The organism is Gordonia sihwensis NBRC 108236 (assembly GCF_000333035.1).
GTDB classification, from domain to species: Bacteria; Actinomycetota; Actinomycetes; order Mycobacteriales; family Mycobacteriaceae; genus Gordonia; species Gordonia sihwensis.
The window spans coordinates 22,133-41,981 of the sequence record NZ_BANU01000002.1; the positions used below are offsets into that span (position 1 = coordinate 22,133).

Annotated in this window: 18 protein-coding genes and 1 pseudogene; 10 read left to right on the forward strand and 9 right to left on the reverse strand. The window is 69.0% G+C overall.

The features are described 5' to 3' along the window. Positions 1 to 20: 20 nt before the first annotated feature. Positions 21 to 674 (forward strand): phosphatase PAP2 family protein, encoded by a 654-nt coding sequence (locus tag GSI01S_RS01735; RefSeq protein WP_006894582.1) that lies wholly within the window; start codon positions 21 to 23, stop codon positions 672 to 674. Here GSI01S_RS01735 and GSI01S_RS01740 read toward each other — a convergent pair. Next, positions 650 to 904, reverse strand: coding sequence for a DUF2530 domain-containing protein (locus tag GSI01S_RS01740; protein WP_006894584.1), 255 nt, complete (start codon positions 902 to 904; stop codon positions 650 to 652). The genes GSI01S_RS01735 and GSI01S_RS01740 overlap by 25 nt on opposite strands. A 97-nt stretch (positions 905 to 1,001) precedes the next feature. Here GSI01S_RS01740 and GSI01S_RS01745 point away from each other — a divergent pair, with 97 nt between their 5' ends. Further along, a complete protein-coding gene (locus GSI01S_RS01745; RefSeq protein ID WP_006894586.1) occupies positions 1,002 to 2,507 on the forward strand; it encodes an NCS2 family permease in 1,506 nt (501 codons plus the stop codon). Positions 2,508 to 2,511: 4 nt separating this feature from the next. Here the strand turns inward: GSI01S_RS01745 and GSI01S_RS01750 are convergent, their stop codons facing one another. Continuing rightward, positions 2,512 to 3,744 (reverse strand): GNAT family N-acetyltransferase, encoded by a 1,233-nt coding sequence (locus GSI01S_RS01750; protein WP_006894587.1) that lies wholly within the window; start codon positions 3,742 to 3,744, stop codon positions 2,512 to 2,514. 75 nt (positions 3,745 to 3,819) lie between these two features. On the opposite strand from GSI01S_RS01750, the gene GSI01S_RS01755 reads away from it, so the two are divergent. Beyond that, positions 3,820 to 4,683, forward strand: coding sequence for a TrmH family RNA methyltransferase (locus GSI01S_RS01755; protein ID WP_006894589.1), 864 nt, complete (start codon positions 3,820 to 3,822; stop codon positions 4,681 to 4,683). A 414-nt stretch (positions 4,684 to 5,097) separates the two neighbouring features. On the opposite strand, the gene GSI01S_RS01760 is transcribed toward GSI01S_RS01755, so the two are convergent. From GSI01S_RS01760 to serC, 3 genes are all read right to left on the reverse strand, one after another. Further along, the gene (locus GSI01S_RS01760) at positions 5,098 to 5,970 is read right to left on the reverse strand and encodes a DUF6928 family protein (RefSeq protein ID WP_233500107.1); all 873 of its coding nucleotides are present in this window, start codon (positions 5,968 to 5,970) and stop codon (positions 5,098 to 5,100) included. Next, positions 5,970 to 6,941: a septation protein SepH gene (gene sepH / locus GSI01S_RS01765; RefSeq protein WP_006894592.1), complete on the reverse strand. Its 972-nt coding sequence runs from the start codon at positions 6,939 to 6,941 to the stop codon at positions 5,970 to 5,972. The genes GSI01S_RS01760 and sepH overlap by 1 nt, the downstream gene beginning before the upstream one ends. A 116-nt stretch (positions 6,942 to 7,057) precedes the next feature. After that, complete coding sequence (serC, locus tag GSI01S_RS01770; protein WP_006894593.1) at positions 7,058 to 8,191, reverse strand: phosphoserine transaminase; 1,134 nt, start codon at positions 8,189 to 8,191, stop codon at positions 7,058 to 7,060. 106 nt (positions 8,192 to 8,297) lie between these two features. Here serC and GSI01S_RS01775 point away from each other — a divergent pair, with 106 nt between their 5' ends. Beyond that, positions 8,298 to 9,233 carry an ABC transporter ATP-binding protein gene (locus GSI01S_RS01775; protein WP_039866706.1) on the forward strand — a complete coding sequence of 312 codons (936 nt, stop codon included), beginning with the start codon at positions 8,298 to 8,300 and terminating at the stop codon, positions 9,231 to 9,233. A gap of 431 nt (positions 9,234 to 9,664) precedes the next feature. Next, positions 9,665 to 10,741, forward strand: a pseudogene (locus GSI01S_RS20805) (efflux permease Rv1217c-related protein); the annotation flags it as partial. Here the strand turns inward: GSI01S_RS20805 and yczE are convergent. Then, the gene (yczE, locus tag GSI01S_RS01785; protein WP_231875717.1) at positions 10,704 to 11,480 is read right to left on the reverse strand and encodes a membrane protein YczE; all 777 of its coding nucleotides are present in this window, start codon (positions 11,478 to 11,480) and stop codon (positions 10,704 to 10,706) included. The pseudogene GSI01S_RS20805 and the gene yczE sit on opposite strands and share 38 nt — an antisense overlap. Positions 11,481 to 11,540: 60 nt before the next feature. Between yczE and yczR the strand changes: the two genes are divergently transcribed. Genes yczR through GSI01S_RS01800 form a run of 3 tightly spaced genes read left to right on the forward strand, consistent with a single transcriptional unit; the run spans position 11,541 to position 15,054 of the window. Next, positions 11,541 to 13,022: a MocR-like transcription factor YczR gene (yczR, locus tag GSI01S_RS01790; RefSeq protein WP_039866708.1), complete on the forward strand. Its 1,482-nt coding sequence runs from the start codon at positions 11,541 to 11,543 to the stop codon at positions 13,020 to 13,022. An 11-nt stretch (positions 13,023 to 13,033) separates the two neighbouring features. Continuing rightward, positions 13,034 to 13,756, forward strand: a complete 723-nt coding sequence (gene pdxH, locus GSI01S_RS01795; protein ID WP_006894598.1) for a pyridoxamine 5'-phosphate oxidase — start codon at positions 13,034 to 13,036, stop codon at positions 13,754 to 13,756. Beyond that, positions 13,756 to 15,054, forward strand: a complete 1,299-nt coding sequence (locus tag GSI01S_RS01800) for an MFS transporter (RefSeq protein ID WP_006894599.1) — start codon at positions 13,756 to 13,758, stop codon at positions 15,052 to 15,054. Before pdxH ends, GSI01S_RS01800 begins: the two co-directional genes overlap by 1 nt. Positions 15,055 to 15,136: 82 nt before the next feature. On the opposite strand, the gene GSI01S_RS01805 is transcribed toward GSI01S_RS01800, so the two are convergent. From GSI01S_RS01805 to GSI01S_RS19970, 3 genes are all read right to left on the reverse strand, one after another. Further along, positions 15,137 to 16,180: an oxygenase MpaB family protein gene (locus GSI01S_RS01805; RefSeq protein WP_006894600.1), complete on the reverse strand. Its 1,044-nt coding sequence runs from the start codon at positions 16,178 to 16,180 to the stop codon at positions 15,137 to 15,139. Between the two features lie 134 nt (positions 16,181 to 16,314). Then, a complete protein-coding gene (locus GSI01S_RS19965; protein WP_006894601.1) occupies positions 16,315 to 17,217 on the reverse strand; it encodes a 5-oxoprolinase subunit C family protein in 903 nt (300 codons plus the stop codon). Further along, positions 17,214 to 17,900 (reverse strand): 5-oxoprolinase subunit B family protein, encoded by a 687-nt coding sequence (locus tag GSI01S_RS19970; protein WP_006894602.1) that lies wholly within the window; start codon positions 17,898 to 17,900, stop codon positions 17,214 to 17,216. The genes GSI01S_RS19965 and GSI01S_RS19970 overlap by 4 nt, the downstream gene beginning before the upstream one ends. A gap of 142 nt (positions 17,901 to 18,042) precedes the next feature. On the opposite strand from GSI01S_RS19970, the gene GSI01S_RS01820 reads away from it, so the two are divergent. Both GSI01S_RS01820 and GSI01S_RS01825 read left to right on the forward strand, forming a co-directional pair. Then, entirely contained in the window at positions 18,043 to 19,353 is a 1,311-nt protein-coding gene (locus GSI01S_RS01820; RefSeq protein WP_006894603.1) for a citrate synthase, read from the forward strand. 2 nt (positions 19,354 to 19,355) lie between these two features. After that, on the forward strand, positions 19,356 to 19,712 hold the full coding sequence (locus GSI01S_RS01825) for an FKBP-type peptidyl-prolyl cis-trans isomerase (protein WP_006894604.1): 357 nt from the start codon (positions 19,356 to 19,358) through the stop codon (positions 19,710 to 19,712). Positions 19,713 to 19,849 lie beyond the last annotated feature (137 nt).

Here is a 19,849-nt window from a genome sequence, read left to right on the forward strand (position 1 = left end):
GAGACACCAGCGAGGCAGTAGTGCAGCAGTTCCCGATCGACGAACGCATCACCGACTGGGTGGTGCACTCCCGGCACGAACCGCTGACCTCGGTTATGCAGTTCCTGACCGTCCTCGGTGACACCCTGACGGTGGTCCTGGTGGTCATCGGGGTGCTGGTGCTCGCGTGGGTGGGCAACCGCATCGACCTCTCGGCACTCATCGTGGTCGGCAGCCTGAGCGGCTACGTGCTGATGGTGCTGCTCAAGCTCTTGTTCGCCAGACCCAGACCACCGGTCACCGACCGGCTCATCGACGTCGGGGGAGCGTCGTTCCCCTCTGGGCACGCGATGCTCAGCACCGTCGTGTACGGGCTCTCCGCCGTCATCCTGTACCGGCTGTATCCGCGCGTGCGGGCGCGACCGCTGATCCTGCTGTGGATTCCCGCGCTGATCGCGGTGATCGGTCTCAGCCGGGTGTACCTCGGCGTCCACTGGACCTCCGACGTCGTCTTCGGCTGGTTGTTCGGACTGATATGGCTGCTCGTCTGTCTCGTGGCCCATGCGCAACTGGTCCGGCGACCCGCCCTGCTGCGGGTGGGAACCAAGCGGGTGACGAATTCGGTGGCCCAACAGGCCCAGCACGATCAGCAGGTGAAGAACGCCAGGGATCAGCGCACGTCGAGCCCTTCCTGAGCGCCGCGGGAACCGCGCCGCACGGCGGCCTTCTGGAGGAGTACCACGCCGGTGCCGAGCACACCGACGCCGAGCCCGACCAGGCACACCGGCAGCGCGCTGTCGGGACCAACACCGCCGAGCCACACCACCAACGTGGCCACCGTCCAGATCAGCATCCCGGCCACGATGACCGGTTCGGGTGCCCTGAGCCTGGCCGGGAGTTGCGGGATCTCGGACTCGTCTGACATGGGTTCAGACTAGCTTTCCCGCCCGTGGTGGTTCGCGCGCGGCGCATGCGCAACAATTATCCGGTCCATTGAATGCCCGACACTGAGAGGCCCGCCGATGACCGATCCGGCCGACAACGAACCGCAGGAGGCGAACGGCACCGACACGGCGAAGACGTCGCAGTCCGTGCTGGATCGGTACTTCAAGATCCGCGAGCGCGGTTCGACGGTGGCCCGGGAAGTGCGCGGCGGACTGGTCACGTTCTTCACGATGGCGTACATCGTCGTCCTGACGCCGATCATCATCGGCGGTGTCCCCGGGAAACCGATCAACGCCGACTCCCTCGGCAACGTGCTCCCGATGCTTCAGGTGGCCGCCGTGGTGGCACTGGCCGCGGGTGTGATGTCCATCGTCTTCGGCCTGGTCGCCAACTATCCGTTCGGCCTGGCGGCCGGCATCGGGATCAGCAGCCTGCTGGCGGTGACGATCGCGCCGCAGATGAGTTGGCCGGCGGCGATGGGCCTGGTGGTGATCGACGGTGTCATCATCGTGCTGCTCGGCCTCACCGGTGTCCGGACCGCCGTCTTCAACGCCGTGCCGGCCGAACTCAAATCGGCGATCGCTGCGGGCATCGGCGCGTTCATCGCCTTCATCGGTTTCATCAACGCCGGCTTCGTGACCCGGCCGGAGGCTGCCGGCGCCCCGCCGGTCCAGCTGGGGCACGACGGGTCGATCGGCACCGTGCCGACGGTCGTCTTCGTCGTCGGCGTCCTGCTGATGGCGGTCCTGGTGGTTCGGAAGGTGCCCGGCGGACTGCTGCTCGGGATCATCGTGATGACCGTGGTCTCGATTATCGTCGAGGCCGTGATGCATCTCGGCCCGGCGTCCGAAGGCCACGGGGGCTGGGCGATGAACGTTCCCAAACTCCCGAGCGGCATCGGCGGACTGCCGGACCTGTCCCTCGTGGGCGATGTGGACCTGTTCGGCGCGTTCACCGGACAGTTCGACGATGTCAGCGTTCTGATCGCCTGCGTCTTCCTGTTCACCCTGCTGCTGTCGAACTTCTTCGACGCTATGGGCACGATGACCGGTCTCGGCAAGGAGGGCGGTCTCGCGGACAAGGACGGCAATCTCCCGGGCATCGGACGGGCGCTGATGATCGAGGGTACGGGCGCCATCGTCGGCGGCGCGTCGTCCGCGTCGTCGAACACCGTGCTGGTCGAGTCGTCGGCGGGCATCGCCGAGGGCGCGCGCACGGGATTCGCGAACATCGTGACCGGTGTGCTCTTCCTGGCGGCGATGTTCTTCACCCCGCTGTACAGCGTGGTGCCGATGGAAGCTGTCGCACCCGTGCTGGTGGTCGTCGGCGCGATGATGATGGGCCAGATCAGGGACATCGATTTCACCCGGTTCGAGCTCGCGCTCCCGGCCTTTCTGACCATCGTCACCATGCCGTTCACCTACTCGATCGCCAACGGCATCGGCGTCGGCTTCATCAGCTGGGTGGTGCTCGGAGCGGCGCGGGGACAGTGGCGCCGGATGCATCCGCTGCTGTACGTGGTGGCGGTCCTGTTCCTGCTCTACTTCGCGAGAGGGCCGATCTCCGATCTGATCTCGGGCTGACGCGTCAGAAGAACGTGCCCGCGAAGGGCGCCTCGTCGACGGCGAACATCGCCGCCAGCTGCGCTACGACCTCCGGATCCGCGTCGATCCGTCCGGCGGCGGCCATCTCGCGGACGCCGACACCCCCGAGGTAGACGCTCGAGAGCGTGGCGATGTCGATGCCGGCCTGCGGGGCGTCGTCGGTGCGCGTCACCGTCGCACGGGCATCGGCGACCGTCAGCCGGTAGCGTCCCGCACGGTCGCCGAAACCGTCGGTCACGTCCAGGACCAGGTCGCCGTCTGCGCCGTAGGTGCGCAGTTCCAGGGCGGCGACGACGTCGAGGATCGACACCCACAGCTCGTCCGCCCGTCCCTGCACCTCGAGGGCTCGCGCGTTCACCAGCTTGTGCGGCAGCGGGTCGTCGACCGGGATGGACGCCGTCACGGCCGAGACCAGGTCCAGGCTCGACAGGACGCGCCACAGGTCGGTGTGTGCCTCCGGCGTGGCGGCGACGAAGTCCTCGACGATCGCGGTCTTGTCGCGGGCATCGATCCGGTAGGCCGCATAGCCGTCGGCGTGCAGTAGATAGTGCAGGCCGCTGGTCTGCGAGTTCCGGCGGAAGGCACGGTCGGCGATGATCGACGGCCACCAGGTCTCCGGGCGGGTGATCGCGCCGTTGCGCCCTGCGGCCCAGCGGCGATGGACCTCGGGGACGTGCCGGACCACCTGCTCGCTGTTGCCGTAGCGGACCCGGGAATCGGCCGGCGGGGGAGTGCGGAACTGCGCGGACGCGGGAGTCACGCGGACGCGATGAGAGAAGATCGCGGGCCCGAAACCGAAGCGTTCGTAGATGCCGCCCTCCGACGCGGTGAGCGTGGCGAGGGGGAACTCGCGTTCGCGCCAGGTCCGGTACTGCTCGGTGATCATCCGCCGCAGCAGACCGCGGCGCCGATGGGTGGCCGACACCGAGACCCACGACAGTCCGGCCGTGGTGGCCGACTCGCCGCCGGGGACGGTGAGCGGCACGGGGAAGTACAACGAGACGGCGACGATCGGACGTCCGTCGGAGCCGGTGTCGCGGATGATGACGGTGTCGCCCTCACCCGCCCGGTTGCGGAACTCGATCATCTCGTCGGCGGGCAGCGGCTTCGGCAGGGCGAACGCACGGGCGTCGATCTCGAGGATCTCCGGCCAGTCGGTGCCCCTGGGGCGTTCGAGCGAGAGCGGATCGGCAGCGTCAGACGACGAATTGTTCACCCGTCCAGTGTGCCAAAGCTCACCGACGCCGGTGCAGAGCACCGCTGACCGGCCACGATGTGGCACCGTTGACTGGTGACCTCGACAGACGCAGTCCGGCCGACCGACCACCTCGCCGTGGACGTCATCGACATCGTCGACCCGTCCGATCCGCGGATCGACGACTTCCGGGACCTCAACTCGGTGGACCGCCGCCCGGATGTACCCGCGCTGCCCGGCGGCCGGGTGGGGAAGGGGCTTGTGATCGCGGAGGGAGTGCTGGTGGCGCAGCGGATGATCGCCTCGAGGTTTTCACCGCATGCCTTCTTCGGCGTCGACCGCCGGCTCGACGAACTGGCCTCGGACCTCGAAAACCCGGCGCTGGCCGGGGTGCCGTTCTACCGTGCGAGCGCCGAGGTGATGGCCGAGGTGATCGGCTTCCACCTCAATCGCGGCGTCCTCGCCGCGGCCCGGCGGCCCGTCGAACTCTCGGTTCCCGAGGTGATCGAGAACGCGCGCACCGTCGCCGTCCTGGAGGGCGTCAACGATCACGAGAACATCGGCAGCATCTTCCGCAACGCCGCGGGCCTCGGCGTGGACGCAGTGATCTTCGGGACCGGGTGCGCCGACCCCCTGTACCGACGGTGCGTGCGCGTGTCGATGGGGCATGCGCTTCTCGTGCCCTTCGCTCGCTCGCAGGCGTGGCCGGCCGATCTGGACCTGCTGCGGTCGGCCGGATTCACCACGGTGGCACTGACTCCCGGCGAGGGCAGCGTTCCCCTCGCCGAGGCGGTGACCGACGACAGGGTGGCCTTCCTGGTCGGGGCCGAGGGCCCCGGCCTGGCCGAACACACGATGCGCCGCTGCGACGTCCGCGCGCGGATCCCGATGAGCCGGGGCACCGATTCGCTGAACGTCGCGACCGCGGCGGCGGTGGCCTTCTACGAGCGCGCCCGCTGATCTGTGCCGATGGTGTTCCCGCCTGCTGGTTGAGCGAGCGCAGAGAGTCGAAACCCTCCCAGGCTGGTTGAGCGCGCTTAGCGAGTCGAAACCGACGTGTGCCGGTTCCCTCCCGCCCGCTGGTTGAGCGAGCGTAGCGAGTCGAAACCAAACGCGAGCCGGTTTCGACTCGCTGCGCTCGCTCAACCAGCGGCGGGGGGGCTGCGCTCGCTCAACCAGCGGCGGGGGCTGCGCTCGCTCAACCAGCGGCGGGGGCTGCGCTCGCTCAACCAGCGGCGGGGGCTGCGCTCGCTCAACCAGCGGCGGGGGCTGCGCTCGCTCAACCAGCGGCGGGGGCGGCGCTCGCTCAACCAGCCTGGGAGGGGCTAACCAGCCTGGGAGGGCCGGTATTCGCTCAACCGGCGTCGACGGCCGTCACAGACGACCGCGGAAGCCGAAATAGCGGGAGATCGGTCCGGGAGTGCGCGCGGGCGGGGAGTCCGGCTGCTGCTCCGACTGCGGCTCCGGGGTCGCGACCGGCGCGGGAATCCGCTGGATCGGCTCGGTCTCCTCGGTCGACCCCTCCGGAGCGGCGTGCGCGTGATGCGGCTCGGTCGGGGCGTCCGCGCGGAGGGGCACCGATGATTCGATCACGTTGTCGAATCCGTCGTCGGGCCCGACGCGGTAGACGGTGACGGGGATGCGCGCGGGGTCGACGGCCGACGATGTGTCGCCGTGGAAACTGAAGCCGAACCAGGCGCCGTGCGCGGCGTCCGCGAGTTCGCCGGGATGGAAGGGCAGCGCGAGCGGATCGTGTTCGGCGGCGGCCTGCGGGTGGTCACCCGCCCAGAACGGCCCTTCGAACGGATACGGCAGCCCCACGTCGGTGCGGATCACCGTCGGCGTGCCGACGAAGGCGCGCTGCAGTTCACCGTCCTGCCAGCGGGCCACACATCCGGTGTCGGTGTCGGGGTCGAGCGAGACGAGAGCCCAGGTCTGGCCGACACCGAGATCCTCGAGATAGGAGGTCAGCTCGTCGGGGTCGGTGGTGCGAAGGCTGGCGCCCGCGAGCACCGCCAGGCGGCCGAAGTGCGCGGCGAACACCCGGTTGTCGGCGCCGTCGACGGCAGCCGCGAGATCGGAGGTTCCGATGGGCGTGATCTCGGTGTCGGCGAAGGCCTTCTCGATGAAGTCCGCCGTCTTCTCCGGATCGATGTACACGCCGCCGGCCAACTCCGCCGCCGGATCGGGGCAGGCGATTAACCAGAGGGCAGATATGTTCGGCAGCACCGAGTCTCCAAGTCGCATCAGTCGTTCGGGTGGCTTCGGACGCCGAGCAGTACGTCCTCCCACGCCGGCACGGTGGGTGTCGCACGCTTGCCGCGGTGCCGCGGTGCCGTCGACTCCCTCTCCTCCTGCGGCGTCGATGCCTCCACTCGACGCTCGTCGTCGTACCGCAGATCGAGGACCTCTCCGAACGGGTCCCGTCGGTGACTCTGCCGTCCGGTGAGGTCGTCGGCATCCACCGTGACGTATTCGTGCCCGTCGGGCGCCACCTCGTGGGCCGGAGGCTTCGGTACCGCCTGCACTGTGGGCCTGCGGCTGCTGCGCGCCAGTTCCGGTTCGGTCAGCTCGACGGCCAGATCGTCCATCGGGTCGGTGGTCCCGCCGTGCGAACCGGGCACGAAGCGCCAGTGTGCGAAGAGGTCCGAGCCCGGTTCCGGCGACACCTGGACCACCCACTGACCCGACTCCGTGCGCCACGCGTCCCATTCGGCGTTCTGTGGTGAATGTCCGCGCAGCACAAGGCATTCGGCCACCATTTCGCCGAGTGTGCCTGCGACGGGACCGTCCACCCCCATCGGATGCGAGGCGCGCGCGAGTTCCGCGGCCCGGCTCCGTTCCAGGATCACCGGATGCGCGAACCGATTGATCTTCTCGACTCCGACCCCGGTGGCGGCGGCGAGTTCTTCGACGCTGGCACCGGACCGGACACGAGCCTGGATCTCCCGGGGCGTCAGCGACAACGTCGCCTGCGCATCGGTCGGCTGGTCGGCCACCGACTGAGCGGGCCCGGAGGGGGTCGACTCGGGCCGGGCGGCGTCGGTCGACGCGCACTCGCACTGGGCGGGGACATCCGCCTCAACCGATTCCGGCGGGTGGACGAGCGCGCGCAACGTGCTGTCGATCGGGATCTGAAACTCTTCGCCGGAGTCGAGGTCCATCACGACGATGAACGCACCGTCTGAGTCGGCGCGATCGGCGTGCAGTTCACGCATCGACTCCTCCTCCGGTCACCAGGTACGCGGATACCGCACTCAACACTAGTGAATTTCTGTGCCGGAGCGCGAGAGGACACGCGGCCCTTCTGTGAAGATCAGATCTTCGATCCGGGTCAGAGGCGCTCGACGATGTAGTCGATGCACTGGGTCAACTTGGTGACGTCCTCGGGGTCGATCGCCGGGAACATGCCGATGCGCAGCTGGTTGCGGCCGAGCTTGCGGTAGGGCTCGGTGTCGACGACCCCGTTGGCACGCAGCGTCTTGGCGACGGCCGCGGCGTCCACCGAGTCCGCGAAGTCGATGGTGCCGACCACCTGGCTGCGGTGCGCCTCGTCGGCGAACGGAGTCGCGAACTCGCTGGCCTCGGCCCAGCTGTAGAGCCGCGAGCTGGAGTCGGCGGTGCGGCCGGTGCAGAAGTCCAGACCGCCGTTGTCGTTCATCCACTCGATCTGGTTCTTCAGCAGCAACAGCGAACCGAGCGCGGGCGTGTTGTAGGTCTGGTTCTTGGAGCTGTTGTCGACCGCCGTCGGCAGAGACAGGAACTCGGGGCACCAGCGGCCCGACTCCTTGATCTCCTCGATGCGAGCCAGTGCGGCCGGGCTCATGATCGCGATCCAGAGCCCGCCGTCGGAGGCGAAGCTCTTCTGCGGCGCGAAGTAGTAGACGTCGGTCTGCGCGATGTCGACCGGCAGCCCGCCCGCACCCGAGGTGGCGTCGATGGCGATCAGCGCATCGCCTGCGGCGGCCGGGCGGACCACGGGAACCGCGACGCCGGTGGAGGTCTCGTTCTGCGCCCAGCCGATGAGGTCGACGCCTTCGACGTCGCCGGCGGTCAGCGCAGCCGGGTCGGGTGCGGTTCCGGGATCGGTCGAGACGACCTTCGGATCCTGAAGGAACGGGGCCTTCTTGGACACAGTGGCGAACTTGGAGGAGAACTCGCCGTAAGTGAGATTGAGGGCGCGCTCGCGGATCAGGCCGAATGCCGCGGCGTCCCAGAACGCGGTGGTGCCGCCGTTGGAGAGGACGACTTCGTAGCCCTCCGGCAGCGAGAACAGCTGTGCCAGACCCTCGCGGACCGCGCCGACGACGTTCTTGACCGGTGCCTGACGGTGGCTGGTGCCGAAGACCGAAGCGCCGGTGTCGACCAGCGATTGCAGCTGCTCGGGGCGGACCTTGGACGGGCCGCAGCCGAAACGGCCGTCTGCGGGAAGGAGTTCGGCGGGCAGCGTGATCGCGGTATCGGTCATGACGACGATTCTAAGACAGCCCAGCACGGCATTGCGCAGCAGCGGGCGCCGTGCAAGAGCAGGATGACTCTGGACACCGTTTCGCTGTTTCGTCGAAGGTGAGGAAATGGACACGTCGAAGGTGATCGATGTACGAGGTCTGCGGAAGAACTTCGGCAGGTTCACCGCGCTCGACGGGCTCGACCTCAGTGTCGAGACCGGCGAGATCGCCGGATTCCTGGGGCCGAACGGCGCGGGTAAATCTACTACCATCCGCATCCTGCTCGGCATGCTCCGCCACGACGGCGGGCAGGTCCGGCTTTTCGGTGCCGACCCGCATCGCGATGCGGTGTCCGTGCACCGCCGGCTGGCCTATGTGCCCGGCGACGTCACGCTGTGGCCGCAGCTCAGCGGTGGTGAGTCGATCGACCTCCTGCTGCGGCTGCGGGGTCTGGACCCGGCAGCCACGCCCGCGCGCGACGAACTGATCGAGCGGTTCGAACTCGATCCGACGAAGAAGGCGCGGTCGTACTCCAAAGGGAACCGGCAGAAAGTGGCGCTCGTCGCGGCCTTCGCGGCCGACACCGATCTGCTGGTGTTCGACGAGCCGACGTCCGGGCTCGACCCGCTGATGGCGCGCGAGTTCATGCGCTGCGCTGCCGAGCGCGCCGCACGCGGGGCGGCCGTCCTGATGTCGTCGCACCTGCTCTCCGAGGTGGAGGAGCTCTGCAACACCGTCACGATCATCCGGGCGGGAAAGACCGTGCAGGCGGGCCGGCTCGAGGATCTGCGACATCTGCGCCGGTTGCGGGTCACGGCCACCCTCCCCGGTCCGAGCGACCTGTCCGCGGTGCCGGGGGTGCACGATCTCGACACGACGGCTTCCGGGGACGTGACCTTCACCGTCGACGACGATGCCCTCCCCGCCGTCACCGCGGCGCTGTCGGCCGCGGGGGTCGCCCGGCTGGCGATCGAACCGCCGAGCCTGGAGGAGTTGTTCCTGCAGAACTACCGCGATCAGGACGATCAGGACGCGGTCCGCGGCAGCCGGGAGCGGGCATGACTTCGCCGACTACGCGCTGGCCGCTGCTGGCGCGCATGGACGTGCGCCGTGAGCGGCTGATCATCCCGGTGACAGTGGTGCTGTTCGCGGCCATCAATCTGTCGACCGCCGCGATGATCCAGAATCTCGCCGGCGATCCCGCTCAGCAGCAGAGCCTGCGGACGGTCGCGGGGACCAATGCGGCGTTCCGGTTCCTCTTGGGAAGTGTTCCCGGAGACGACTCTCTGGCGGCGCTGGCGTCGTGGCGGGCGGGACTGTTCATGATCGCCGCGCTCGGCGTCTGTGCCGCGATGGCGGTGGTTCGGCTGACCCGCAAGGAGGAGGAAGAGGGACGCACCGAGTTGGTCCTGGCCGGGTCGGTCGGACCGGTGGCTCCCGCCGTCGCCGCGGTGAGCGTCGTCGTCGGTTTCGTGCTCGTCGTGTCCGCGGCGATGGCGGCGAGCCTGCTCACCGTCGACGGCGCGGACCCGGTGTCGCTGCTCGCGGTGTTCGCGCAATACGCCTCGACCGGTCTGGCCGCCGCCGGCCTGGCGCTGGTCGCCGCCGAGGTGTTCCCCTCGGCCCATTCGGCGAATCTCGCCGCGTCCGGCGTGGTGCTCGCCGGATACGTCCTGCGCGGCGTCGCCGACACGGTGCCCGCCGCGGCCTGGTTGAGATGGACGAACCCGGTCGGCTGGGCCGAGGCGATCGAGCCCTTCGACGGCAACAGTTTCTGGCCGGCGCTGGCCTCCGTCGCGGCGTTCGTCGCAGGTCTCGCGCTGGCTCCGGTGGTCCGCAGGCGCCGCGACCTGGGGGCGGGGCTGCTCGCCGCCAGACCCGGCCCGGCGACCGGACCGCACTTGCGGTCGCCGCTGGCTCTCGCGTGGCGGCAGAGCCGTTCGACGGCGGCGGCCTGGATCGGCGGCGTCGCGGTGTACGGCGTCACGGTCGGCGTCATCACTGATCAGGTGGATCAGTTCGCGGGTACCAACAAGGCGATCACCGACTTCCTCGAGTCGTCCGGAGCGGCGGGCACACTGAAACAGGTCTTCCTGTCGACGATGACCGGGTTCCTCGCGGTAGCGGCGGTGGGTGCGGGCGTCTCGCTGCTCACCAAATGGCGGTCGGAGGAAGTGAGCGGTCGCCTCGAGGTGCTGCTCGCCACCCCGGTGTCCCGGCGACGCTACTTCTGGACCCAGGCGGGTGTCATCGGTGTCACCGTGGTGATCGTGATGGCGGCGGCGCCGGCATCGGTCCTCCTCGGCGCCGGACTCTCCGGCGCGGGATGGGGGAGCACGGCGGAGGTCGCATTCCCGATGGCGGCGGCTTCGGTCCCGGCGGCCGCGGCGACCATGTCGCTGGCCGTGCTGCTGTACGGCGCCCGGGGACGGCTCGCCGTGGTCGGCTGGCCGATCCTCATCGCCTCGTGGCTGCTGGGCCCCTTCGGCGGGATGCTCGGCCTGCCGCAGTGGGTGCGCGACGTGTCGCCGTTCACGCACGTTCCCCAGATTCCGCTGCAATCGGTCCAGGCGCTGCCGCTCGTGATCCCGGCGCTCGCCGCAGCGGCCTTCGTGGTCGCCGCCGCGGCGCTCTGGGAGCGGCGGGATCTGGGGCAATAGCGGGTTCTGAAGAATTGGGCAGACCTGCGGCAGAGGTGTGGGCCGCGTCCGTGACGCGGGTCTCGCCGGCCACCGCGCGATCGACGCGCATCAGCCGGGCGAACAGTTGGATGAGCGGACCGACTGCCACCGCGTAGAGCACGGTGCCGACCCCGAGGGTGCCGCCGAGAGCGAACCCGACCGCCACCACTGCGACTTCCAGGACGGTTCGGACCACGCGCACCGACCATCCCGTCCGCGCAACGATCCCGGTCATCAGGCCGTCGCGCGGCCCGGGGCCGAGCCGTGCGCCGATGTACAGCGCGGTGGCGAAGCCGTTGAGGACGATGCCGCCCAGCATCATGGGGACCGCGACCGCGAGCCCTGGCCGGTCGGGCAGGTAGGGCGAGACCGCGTCGAAGGTCAGGCCGAGGACCACCACGTTCGCCACGGTGCCCACGCCGGGCCGTTGTCGGAGCGGAAGCCATGCGAGCAGGACCACCGCACCGACGATGATCGACACCGTGCCGATCGAGAGGCCCACCTGGTCGGCGATTCCCTGATGCAGGACGTCCCAGGGGATGTTGCCGAGTCCGGCGTGCAGGATCATCGCCATCGAAGCGCCGTAGAGCACGAGGCCGACGGCGAGTGCGAGGAGTCTCTTGAACATGAGACCACCGTGGCCGAAACTGGCCATTGAATCCATAGCCAGTTGTGGAACACTGGACTTGTGATCACTCCTACCGGCGCAATCGGTGCGGCCGCACTGGCACGACATCTCGGGGCCTGGCGCCCGGACGGTCCGCGGCCCGGCTATCAGGCGCTTGCGGACGCGCTGCGGATGCTGGTGCTCGACGGACGCGTTCCGGTCGGCACCGCGCTGCCGAGTGAACGCACCCTCGCGCAGGCGCTGAACGTCTCGCGCACGACGGTGGCGGCGGCCTACGCGGCGCTGCGCGACGGCGGCCATCTGCAGTCGCGGCAGGGGGCGCGCAGTGTGCTCACCCTGCCGGTGCAGGTGCCGCCGGAGCCGATCGATCTCGGGGCCGAAGCCGACATGATCAAGCTCAACATCGCCGCGCCGACCGCTCCCGAACAGATCGTTCACGACGGATTCCGCCATGCACTCGAATGCGCGCCGGGCTACCTCGCCGGAACCGGGCTGTATCCCAACGGCCTGCGTGCACTCGCGGAGACGATCGCCGAGAGGTACACCGCGCGCGGTCTGCCGACCACGCCTGATCAGATCCTCGTCACCTCCGGCGCTCAGCACGCGTTGCGCCTGGTGCTCGACGTCCACGTCGCGCCGGGTGATCGCGTCCTGCTCGAGCAGCCGACTCATCACGGGACCATCCTGGCCCTCGCCCGGCATCGTGCCCGGCCGGTCACGGTGGGACTGCATCCCACCTATGGCTGGGACCTCGACCAGCTCGAATCGGTGGTCCGGTTGCAGCAACCGCGCCTGATCTTCGCCATTCCCGATTTCCACAATCCCACCGGACTGCTGCTCGACGAGGCCGGGCGCCTGCGCCTCGCCGAGATCTCCGCGCGTCACCGGGTGCCGGTGATCGTCGACGAGACGATGGTGGAGTTGGGGCTCGACGTGAGTGCGCCGCCGCCGGTGGCGGCCTTCGCTCCCTCCGCACGGGGACCGAGGCACAGGTCGCAGATCATCACACTCGGTTCGGCCAGCAAGACCGTCTGGCCGGGTCTGCGCGTCGGCTGGATCCGCGTCGACGGCAGGCCGGACGCCTACGCGCTGGCTCGCTACGAATCCGACCTCGGGGGAGCGGTGGTGGAGCAGTTCGCGGCTCAGTACGCACTCGCGAATCTCGACGCCTTCCTTCCCGCACGCCGGGCGGTGCTCCGCGCCCAACGCGCGGCCGCGTTGCGGGCGATCGGCCGGCACCTGCCCGGCGCGGTGCCGGTGCGCGGTGTGGGCGGTCTCTGCCTGTGGGTGGCGCTGCCCCGCCCGGTGGCGACCGCGACGGCCGCGGCGGCGGCCGAACTCGGCGTCCGACTGATCCCCGGCGGCTCGTTCGGCCCGCTCGGCGGCTTCGACGGCCACATCAGGATCCCGTACACGCTCGATGCCCAGACGCTCGTGCGTGGGATCGAACTGGTCGGTCGGGCCTACCGGGCGGTGTCCGGAGTCGACGCGCCGGCGCCGGTGCCGGGCGGCGACGGACTGCCGGATCGGCTGGTGGTGTGATCGGAAGTAGCATGCAGGGCGTGAAGAAGCTGGTAGACCTGCCGAGTATGCGAGTCGGATACGGGTCGGGTGCGGACGGTCCGGGTGACGGGGCGGCGGGTGCCGACGGAGTGCGAGCGAACCTCGATCCGTCATGGCTGACCGGGGACCCGCCCTGGCTATCGCTCTTCGAGACATGGCTGGCCGAAGCCATCGCCGCGCGCATCCCCGAACCCAACGCCATGGTGCTGGGAACCGTCGATGCGCAGGGCCGTCCGGCGACGCGCACCGTGCTGTGCAAGGGAGTCAGCGAAGCGGGCATCGTCTTCTTCACCGGCTACGACTCGCAGAAGGGACGGGCCATCGCTGCCAATCCCCATGCGTCGGCGACGTTTCCGTGGATCGCGCTGGAGCGCCAGGTCCACTTCCGCGGCCGCGTGGTGAAGGTGGACTCGGAAGAGACCCGCCGCTACTGGGAATCGCGGCCGCGCGGATCGCAGCTGTCGGCGTTCGCATCGGCGCAGTCGCAGCCGATCGGCTCCCGTGCGGAACTGGAGGAGGCCGCGGCGGCGGTCGCGGAACGATTCGGCGGTGCGGACGAGGGGGAGCCGGTACCGGTTCCGCCGGGCTGGGGCGGATACCGCCTGGAGCCGGACGTCGTCGAGTTCTGGCAGGGGCGCGCCAACCGGTTGCACAACCGGGCCTGCGCCGTCCGGACCGCCGACGGCTGGCGGTTGGAGCGGCTCCAGCCCTGATGGCGCGTGGAATCCTGGCCGATACCCGGCCGCTGCAGAACGTCTACTTCCGCCGGCTCTGGACCGCCAACATCATCACGGTGGTCGGTGCGCAACTGACCATCGTCGCCGTGCCCGCACAGTTGTACGCGATCACCGGAAGCTCGGCGTACGTCGGACTCAGCGGTGTCTTCGGCCTCGTCCCCCTGGTGGTCTTCGGGTTATGGGGCGGGGCGCTCGCCGACACCTTCGACAGGCGCCGCATCCTGATGGTCACCACTGTCGGCCTGATCGTCACCTCCGCGGCCTTCTGGGCACAGGCGGCGGCCGGAGTCGGCAATGTCTGGCTCCTGCTGGTGATCTTCGCGCTCCAGCAGGCCTTCTTCGCTGTCAATCAGCCCACTCGCACAGCTGTTCTGCCTCGCATCCTGCCGCTCGAACGACTGCCCGCCGCGAACTCGCTGAACATGACCGTGATGCAGGCCGGTGCCATCGCCGGACCCCTGGTCGGCGGTGCGCTGATCCCGGTTCTGGGCTTCTCGACCCTGTACTTCGTCGACGCCGTCTGTCTGTTCGCGACCCTGTGGGCGGTGGTGAGCCTGCCCCCGCTGCCGCCGGAGCACGGCGTCCCCGACGCGGGCGACGGCGGTACGCCGCCCGCGCGGCCCACCGCCGGCTTCCGGTCGGTGGTCGACGGCCTGGTGTACCTGAAGGGCCACCCGGTGCTCCTGATGTCGTTCGTCATCGACCTGATCGCCATGATCTTCGGGATGCCGCGCGCGCTGTTCCCGCAGATCGCACATGAGAGCTTCGGTGGACCGTCCGACGGCGGCGTGGCCTTCGCGCTGCTGTTCATCGCCATCCCGCTCGGCGCGGTGGTCGGCGGCGTCCTGTCTGGCTGGGTGTCGCGGGTGCAGCGGCAGGGACGCGCGGTGGTGGTGTGCGTGCTGATCTGGGGTGTCTCGATCGCGGTGGCGGGCGGGGTGTTGGTGTTCGCCCACGGCTCCATGCTTCCCGTCCTCCCGATCGTGGTGCTGGCCCTGATGATCGGCGGTGCCGCGGACATGGCGTCGGCGGCCTTCCGCCAGACGATGCTGCAGTCGGCGGCCAGCGACGACGTCCGCGGCCGACTGCAGGGCGTCTTCATCGTGGTGGTCGCGGGCGGCCCGCGCATCGCAGACGTGACCCACGGCGCCGCGGCGGCCGCGGCCGGGACCGCTGCGACCTTCGCCGGAGGCGGTGTGCTGGTGGTGATCTTCACGGTCGTCGCGACGCTGGCCGTGCCGGTGTTCTATCGGTACCGGGTATCGACGGGTTAGCTGTGATGTCCGGGGACGTTCAGTCGAGCGATTGCAGGAACTCGATCATCGCCGCGCTGACCCGGTGAGCGGGAGGCGACGACTACCGACGCGGGGCCGCGTCGTTGCTCTGCCACGGCAAGTTGGCCCTGCGCGAGGCGTGCACCGGACAGTAGTGGATGGGATTGCCGCGTTCTGATTCCGGCGGAAGGTTGCGAAGCGGGCTCTCCAGCAGCGGCGCGTCGGCCGCGACACGGCCCGACAGTCGGTCGACGGCGTCCCGGCGGCGGGGATGACTCTCATAGCGCGGCGGCAGCAGCCCCATCACCGCGTTCACCGCCTTCCCGAAGAGCCGGAACCGGCGCTCGTCGGCGGGGGTCCACGTCAACTCCATCATCTCGCGGACCGGTTCGTCGTACAGACCGGTGGTGATCCACATGAAGAACCGCCCGACGACTCGGATCTGCTTGCGCCACAACCACATAGGCATCCACGCGCGCATCCAGGGCGGAGGCGGCAGCTGCGAGATGTCCAACACGGTGCGCACTGCGGCATGGTCGCGGAGCACATGCCGGCACATGTGGTCCCAGTACTCGAGGAACTCCTCGTAGGTGTCGGGGCACGGACGCATGCTGACGCCGTACTGGGCGTACCAGCCACGAGACTCCTCGAACAACGCTCGCTTGTCCGCCTCGGAGATCGGTGGGCCGAAGGCCTCGGCGCACCGGATGTTCCCGTACCAGAACGTCGCGTGCGCCCAGTAGAAGACGTCGGGATCGAGCGCGTGATAGCGCTCGCCGTTGTCCATGGTGCCTTTGATGGTGAGGTGGTAGTCGCGCACGCTGCGGCCCGTCTCCGGGGTCTGGTCGAAGACGACGCCGCTGATCGGGTAGAGCGAGCGCATGAGGCGTTCCCAGCGCTCGCCGAAGAAGTCGGAGTGATCCCAGACTCCGGCGGCGAGCTTGGGGTGCATGTTCTGCATCGAGCCCGACCACAGGCCCATCAGCATCCCCCGCCAGCTTCCGAAGTAGCGCCAGGTGACCGAGCCGGGTCCCGGAGCCGGAATGTCGGATGAGGATCGAGCGCCCGGGACGCGGCCGTTGTCGTCGAATCGCTCACTGCCGGACGGGGCTGTCACCTGGGTCATGAGACAAACGTTAATATCCGTCTCACCGCTAGTCAACGATACTGCTAGTCAACGATCTCGACAGCCAACGATCTCGACAGTCAACGCTCTCGACAGTCAACGATCTCGACAGTCAATGGCCCGGGGTGCGGGACTCATCGCAGGACGAACCGCACCTCGTCGCCCGCCGTCAGTTGCGCTGCCCGCCAGACCGACTCCGGGTTCAGGACGGCCACCACCGGGTATCCGCCGGTCACCGGGTGGTCGGCGAGGAAGATCACCGGCTGGCCGCTCGGCGGGATCTGCACACCGCCGAGCGGGACGCCCTCGCTGCGCATCTCCGGCAGGTCGGAGCGGTGCTCGAGCGGCGGGGCGGAGTGGGCTCGGTCCAGGCGGACTCCGACGCGGTTGCTCGCCGGCGCCACCCGCCAGCGTCCGGTCCCGAGAACTCCGACGTCGACGAGCCGGTCGTCGCGCGGTCCGGGGGCGGCGACCAGTTCGACGATGTCCGCGATGCTGCCGACGGGTGCGAGCGAGGTTGCGGGCCAGTCGTCCTCGCAGGTTCCGACGGTCAGCACGTCGCCGGCGCGCAGGGGGGCCGGGCCCAGTCCGGAGAGGGTGTCGGTGGATCGGGAACCGAGTTCCGCCGGTACATCGAACCCGCCGCGCACCGCGAGATAGTTCCGGCAGCCGCGAGACGGGGTGTGGATGCGGATCACGCCGCCGTCGTGGACCGCGACGACGCTGTGGCTGCCGACTTCGACGCCGTCGACGGTGAGGCTGACCGCCGGGCCGGTGACCGCGATCAGCATCCGGCCCGTGGCCCGCGCCGCCCATCCGCCGAGCGTCACCTCGATCGCCGCGGCGTCCTCGGGGTTCCCGACGAGTCTGTTCGCCTGCGCGAGGGACGGGAGGTCGGCCGCGCCGGATCGTGGTACGCCGAGATGCGCGAGGCCGGGGCGACCGAAGTCCTGAACGGTGGCGAGCGGGCCCGGAGCCTCGATGCTCAGGCGCGCCTGAGGTTGCTGTGCCGGAGTGGCCGGAGTGGGATGTGTCACGATGGCGCCTCGGTCGGCTCGAAGCGGACCGTCATTCCCGCGGTCAGCAGTGACGGCGGACGGGCCTCGCTGTCCCACATCGGCAGATCGGTGCGGCCGAGCAGGAACCAGCCGCCCGGACTGCTGCGCGGGTAGACGGCGCTGTAGCCGGCGGCGACGGCGACCGATCCCGTCGGCACGGCGGGCCGCGATTGGCCGCGGCGAGTGATGCGAGCGAGGGCGTCGGCGTCCCGAGCGCTGGTCTCGGGGCCGGGTACGAGATAGCCGAAGCCGGGCGCGAACCCCATGAACTGCACGGTCCACAGCACTCTCGAATGCGTTGCGATCAGCTGTTTCTCGGTCATTCCGGCGAGTGCTGCCGCGTCGGCGAGATCGTCGCCGTCGTACACCACCGGGATCACCAGATCCGGCGGTGAAGGAGTCGGGGAGTGCTCGTCCGGGGGAGTGAAGGACCGCCGTGCGTCGTGGACCACCCGCAGCACCGACAACTCGTCCAAGCCGGAACCGGGTCGGGTCTCCACGAGGATCGTGTGTGCGCCGGGCACGATGTCGCACGGCATCAGGCGACCCTCGTCGAGGGCCTCGCGAAGGGCACGCGCGGTGTGTGCGGCTTCGGCTTCGGGGGCCCGGCCGGTGCTGAAGTCCAGGAGGACGGCGTCGCTTCCCGCTCGGAGCTCTCGCATTCCAACACGGTACCGACATGTGAGTAAGCTGAGCACGCGACAAGCGTCGCGGGCGCCGAGGTGACCCTCATGCGGCGTCTCAGTCGAACCACGACTAGGTTGTTACCCAGCAACTGCTCACCCGCGAGTCAAAGGGGTTTGTGTGTCCGTTGACAATGACGTGACCGAACAGGCGACAGGAAAGTTCACCTACCCGGGTGGCGAGATCGACCTGCCGATCCTCAAGGCCACCGAGGGCAGCGATTCCGTCGCTCTGGGCCCGTTCCTCGCCCAGACCGGGTTGACGACCTTCGACGGGGGCTTCGTCAACACCGCGTCGACGAAGTCCGCGATCACCTATATCGACGGTGATGCGGGCATCCTGCGGTACCGCGGTATCCCGATCGAGCAGCTGGCGGAGAAGTCCACCTTCATCGAGGTGAGCTACCTGCTGATCTACGGTGAGCTGCCGACTGCCGCGCAGTTGGAGGAGTTCGCCACCAAGATCCAGCGGCACACCCTCCTGCACGAGGACCTCAAGCGGTTCTTCGACGGCTTCCCGCGCAACGCGCACCCGATGCCGGTGGTCTCGAGTGCGGTCAACGCGCTGAGCGCCTACTACCAGGACTCGCTCGATCCGAAGGATCCCGAGCAGGTGGAGCTGGCCACGATCCGGCTCCTCGCCAAGCTGCCGACCATCGCGGCCTACGCGTACAAGAAGTCGCAGGGGCAGCCGTTCCTGTACCCGGACAACTCGCTGAGCCTGGTCGAGAACTTCCTCCGGATGACCTTCGGCTTCCCGGCCGAGCCCTACGAGGTCGATCCTGAGGTCGCCAAGGCCCTCGACATGCTGTTCATCCTGCACGCCGATCACGAGCAGAACTGCTCGACGTCGACGGTGCGTCTGGTGGGCTCGTCGCAGGCCAACCTCTTCACCTCCATCTCGGGCGGCATCAACGCGCTCTGGGGCCCGCTGCACGGCGGTGCCAACCAGGCGGTACTGGAGATGCTCGACGAGATCCGCGCTTCCGGCGGCGACACCAAGGCCTTCATGACCAAGGTGAAGAACAAGGAAGACGGCGTGAAGCTCATGGGCTTCGGTCACCGCGTGTACAAGAACTACGATCCGCGTGCAGCGATCGTGAAGAAGACCGCCGATCAGATCCTCACCTCGCTGGGTGTGGAGGACGAGCTGCTCGACATCGCGAAGGGCCTGGAAGAGGTCGCGCTGCACGACGACTACTTCGTCGAGCGCAAGCTCTACCCGAACGTGGACTTCTACACCGGCGTCATCTACCGGGCGATGGGCTTCCCGACCCGCATGTTCACCGTGCTGTTCGCTCTCGGCCGGCTGCCCGGCTGGATCGCTCACTGGCGTGAGATGCACAACGATCCGACCACCAAGATCGGCCGTCCGCGTCAGCTGTACACCGGTTACACCGAACGTGATTACGTCCAGATGGGGGACCGCTGACCATGAGCAAGCCCGAAGTCGACTTTCCGGAGGGCCCGGCCCCGACGTCGCTGGAGATCACCGACCTGGTGATCGGCGACGGTCCCGAAGCGCAGCACGGCGGCACCGTCGACGTGCACTACGTCGGCGTGGAGTTCGACTCCGGCGAGGAGTTCGACTCGTCGTGGGACCGCGGGCAGTCCGCCCGATTCCCCCTCGACGCGTTGATCCCCGGTTGGCAGGAGGGCATTCCCGGAATGAAGGTCGGCGGTCGACGCCGACTGGTGGTTCCGCCGGAGCTGGCCTACGGTCCGGCGGGCGCCGGACACCGGCTCTCGGGCAAGACCCTGATCTTCGTGATCGATCTGCTCGGCGTCTGACCTCGGAATGACAGACAAGGCCGCGTCGCTTCCCTGCGACGCGGCCTTCGTCGTTCCCGGACGGACCGGTCGGCGAGGCAGGCCGGAGCGGTCCGCTGGTTGGGCGAGTCTCGTAGTTCCGCTGGTTGAGCGAGCTT

What these genes read in the sequence shown, in the direction of transcription:
- GSI01S_RS01740 (WP_006894584.1), bottom strand. Translation starts at nt 904, where the DNA reads ATGTCAGACGAGTCCGAGATCCCGCAACTCCCGGCCAGGCTCAGGGCA.
- GSI01S_RS01745 (WP_006894586.1), top strand. Translation starts at nt 1,002, where the DNA reads ATGACCGATCCGGCCGACAACGAACCGCAGGAGGCGAACGGCACCGAC.
- GSI01S_RS01760 (WP_233500107.1), bottom strand. Translation starts at nt 5,970, where the DNA reads ATGCGACTTGGAGACTCGGTGCTGCCGAACATATCTGCCCTCTGGTTA.
- sepH (WP_006894592.1), bottom strand. Translation starts at nt 6,941, where the DNA reads ATGCGTGAACTGCACGCCGATCGCGCCGACTCAGACGGTGCGTTCATC.
- serC (WP_006894593.1), bottom strand. Translation starts at nt 8,191, where the DNA reads ATGACCGATACCGCGATCACGCTGCCCGCCGAACTCCTTCCCGCAGAC.
- GSI01S_RS01775 (WP_039866706.1), top strand. Translation starts at nt 8,298, where the DNA reads ATGGACACGTCGAAGGTGATCGATGTACGAGGTCTGCGGAAGAACTTC.
- yczE (WP_231875717.1), bottom strand. Translation starts at nt 11,480, where the DNA reads ATGTTCAAGAGACTCCTCGCACTCGCCGTCGGCCTCGTGCTCTACGGC.
- pdxH (WP_006894598.1), top strand. Translation starts at nt 13,034, where the DNA reads ATGCAGGGCGTGAAGAAGCTGGTAGACCTGCCGAGTATGCGAGTCGGA.
- GSI01S_RS01800 (WP_006894599.1), top strand. Translation starts at nt 13,756, where the DNA reads ATGGCGCGTGGAATCCTGGCCGATACCCGGCCGCTGCAGAACGTCTAC.
- GSI01S_RS01805 (WP_006894600.1), bottom strand. Translation starts at nt 16,180, where the DNA reads ATGACCCAGGTGACAGCCCCGTCCGGCAGTGAGCGATTCGACGACAAC.
- GSI01S_RS19970 (WP_006894602.1), bottom strand. Translation starts at nt 17,900, where the DNA reads ATGCGAGAGCTCCGAGCGGGAAGCGACGCCGTCCTCCTGGACTTCAGC.
- GSI01S_RS01825 (WP_006894604.1), top strand. Translation starts at nt 19,356, where the DNA reads ATGAGCAAGCCCGAAGTCGACTTTCCGGAGGGCCCGGCCCCGACGTCG.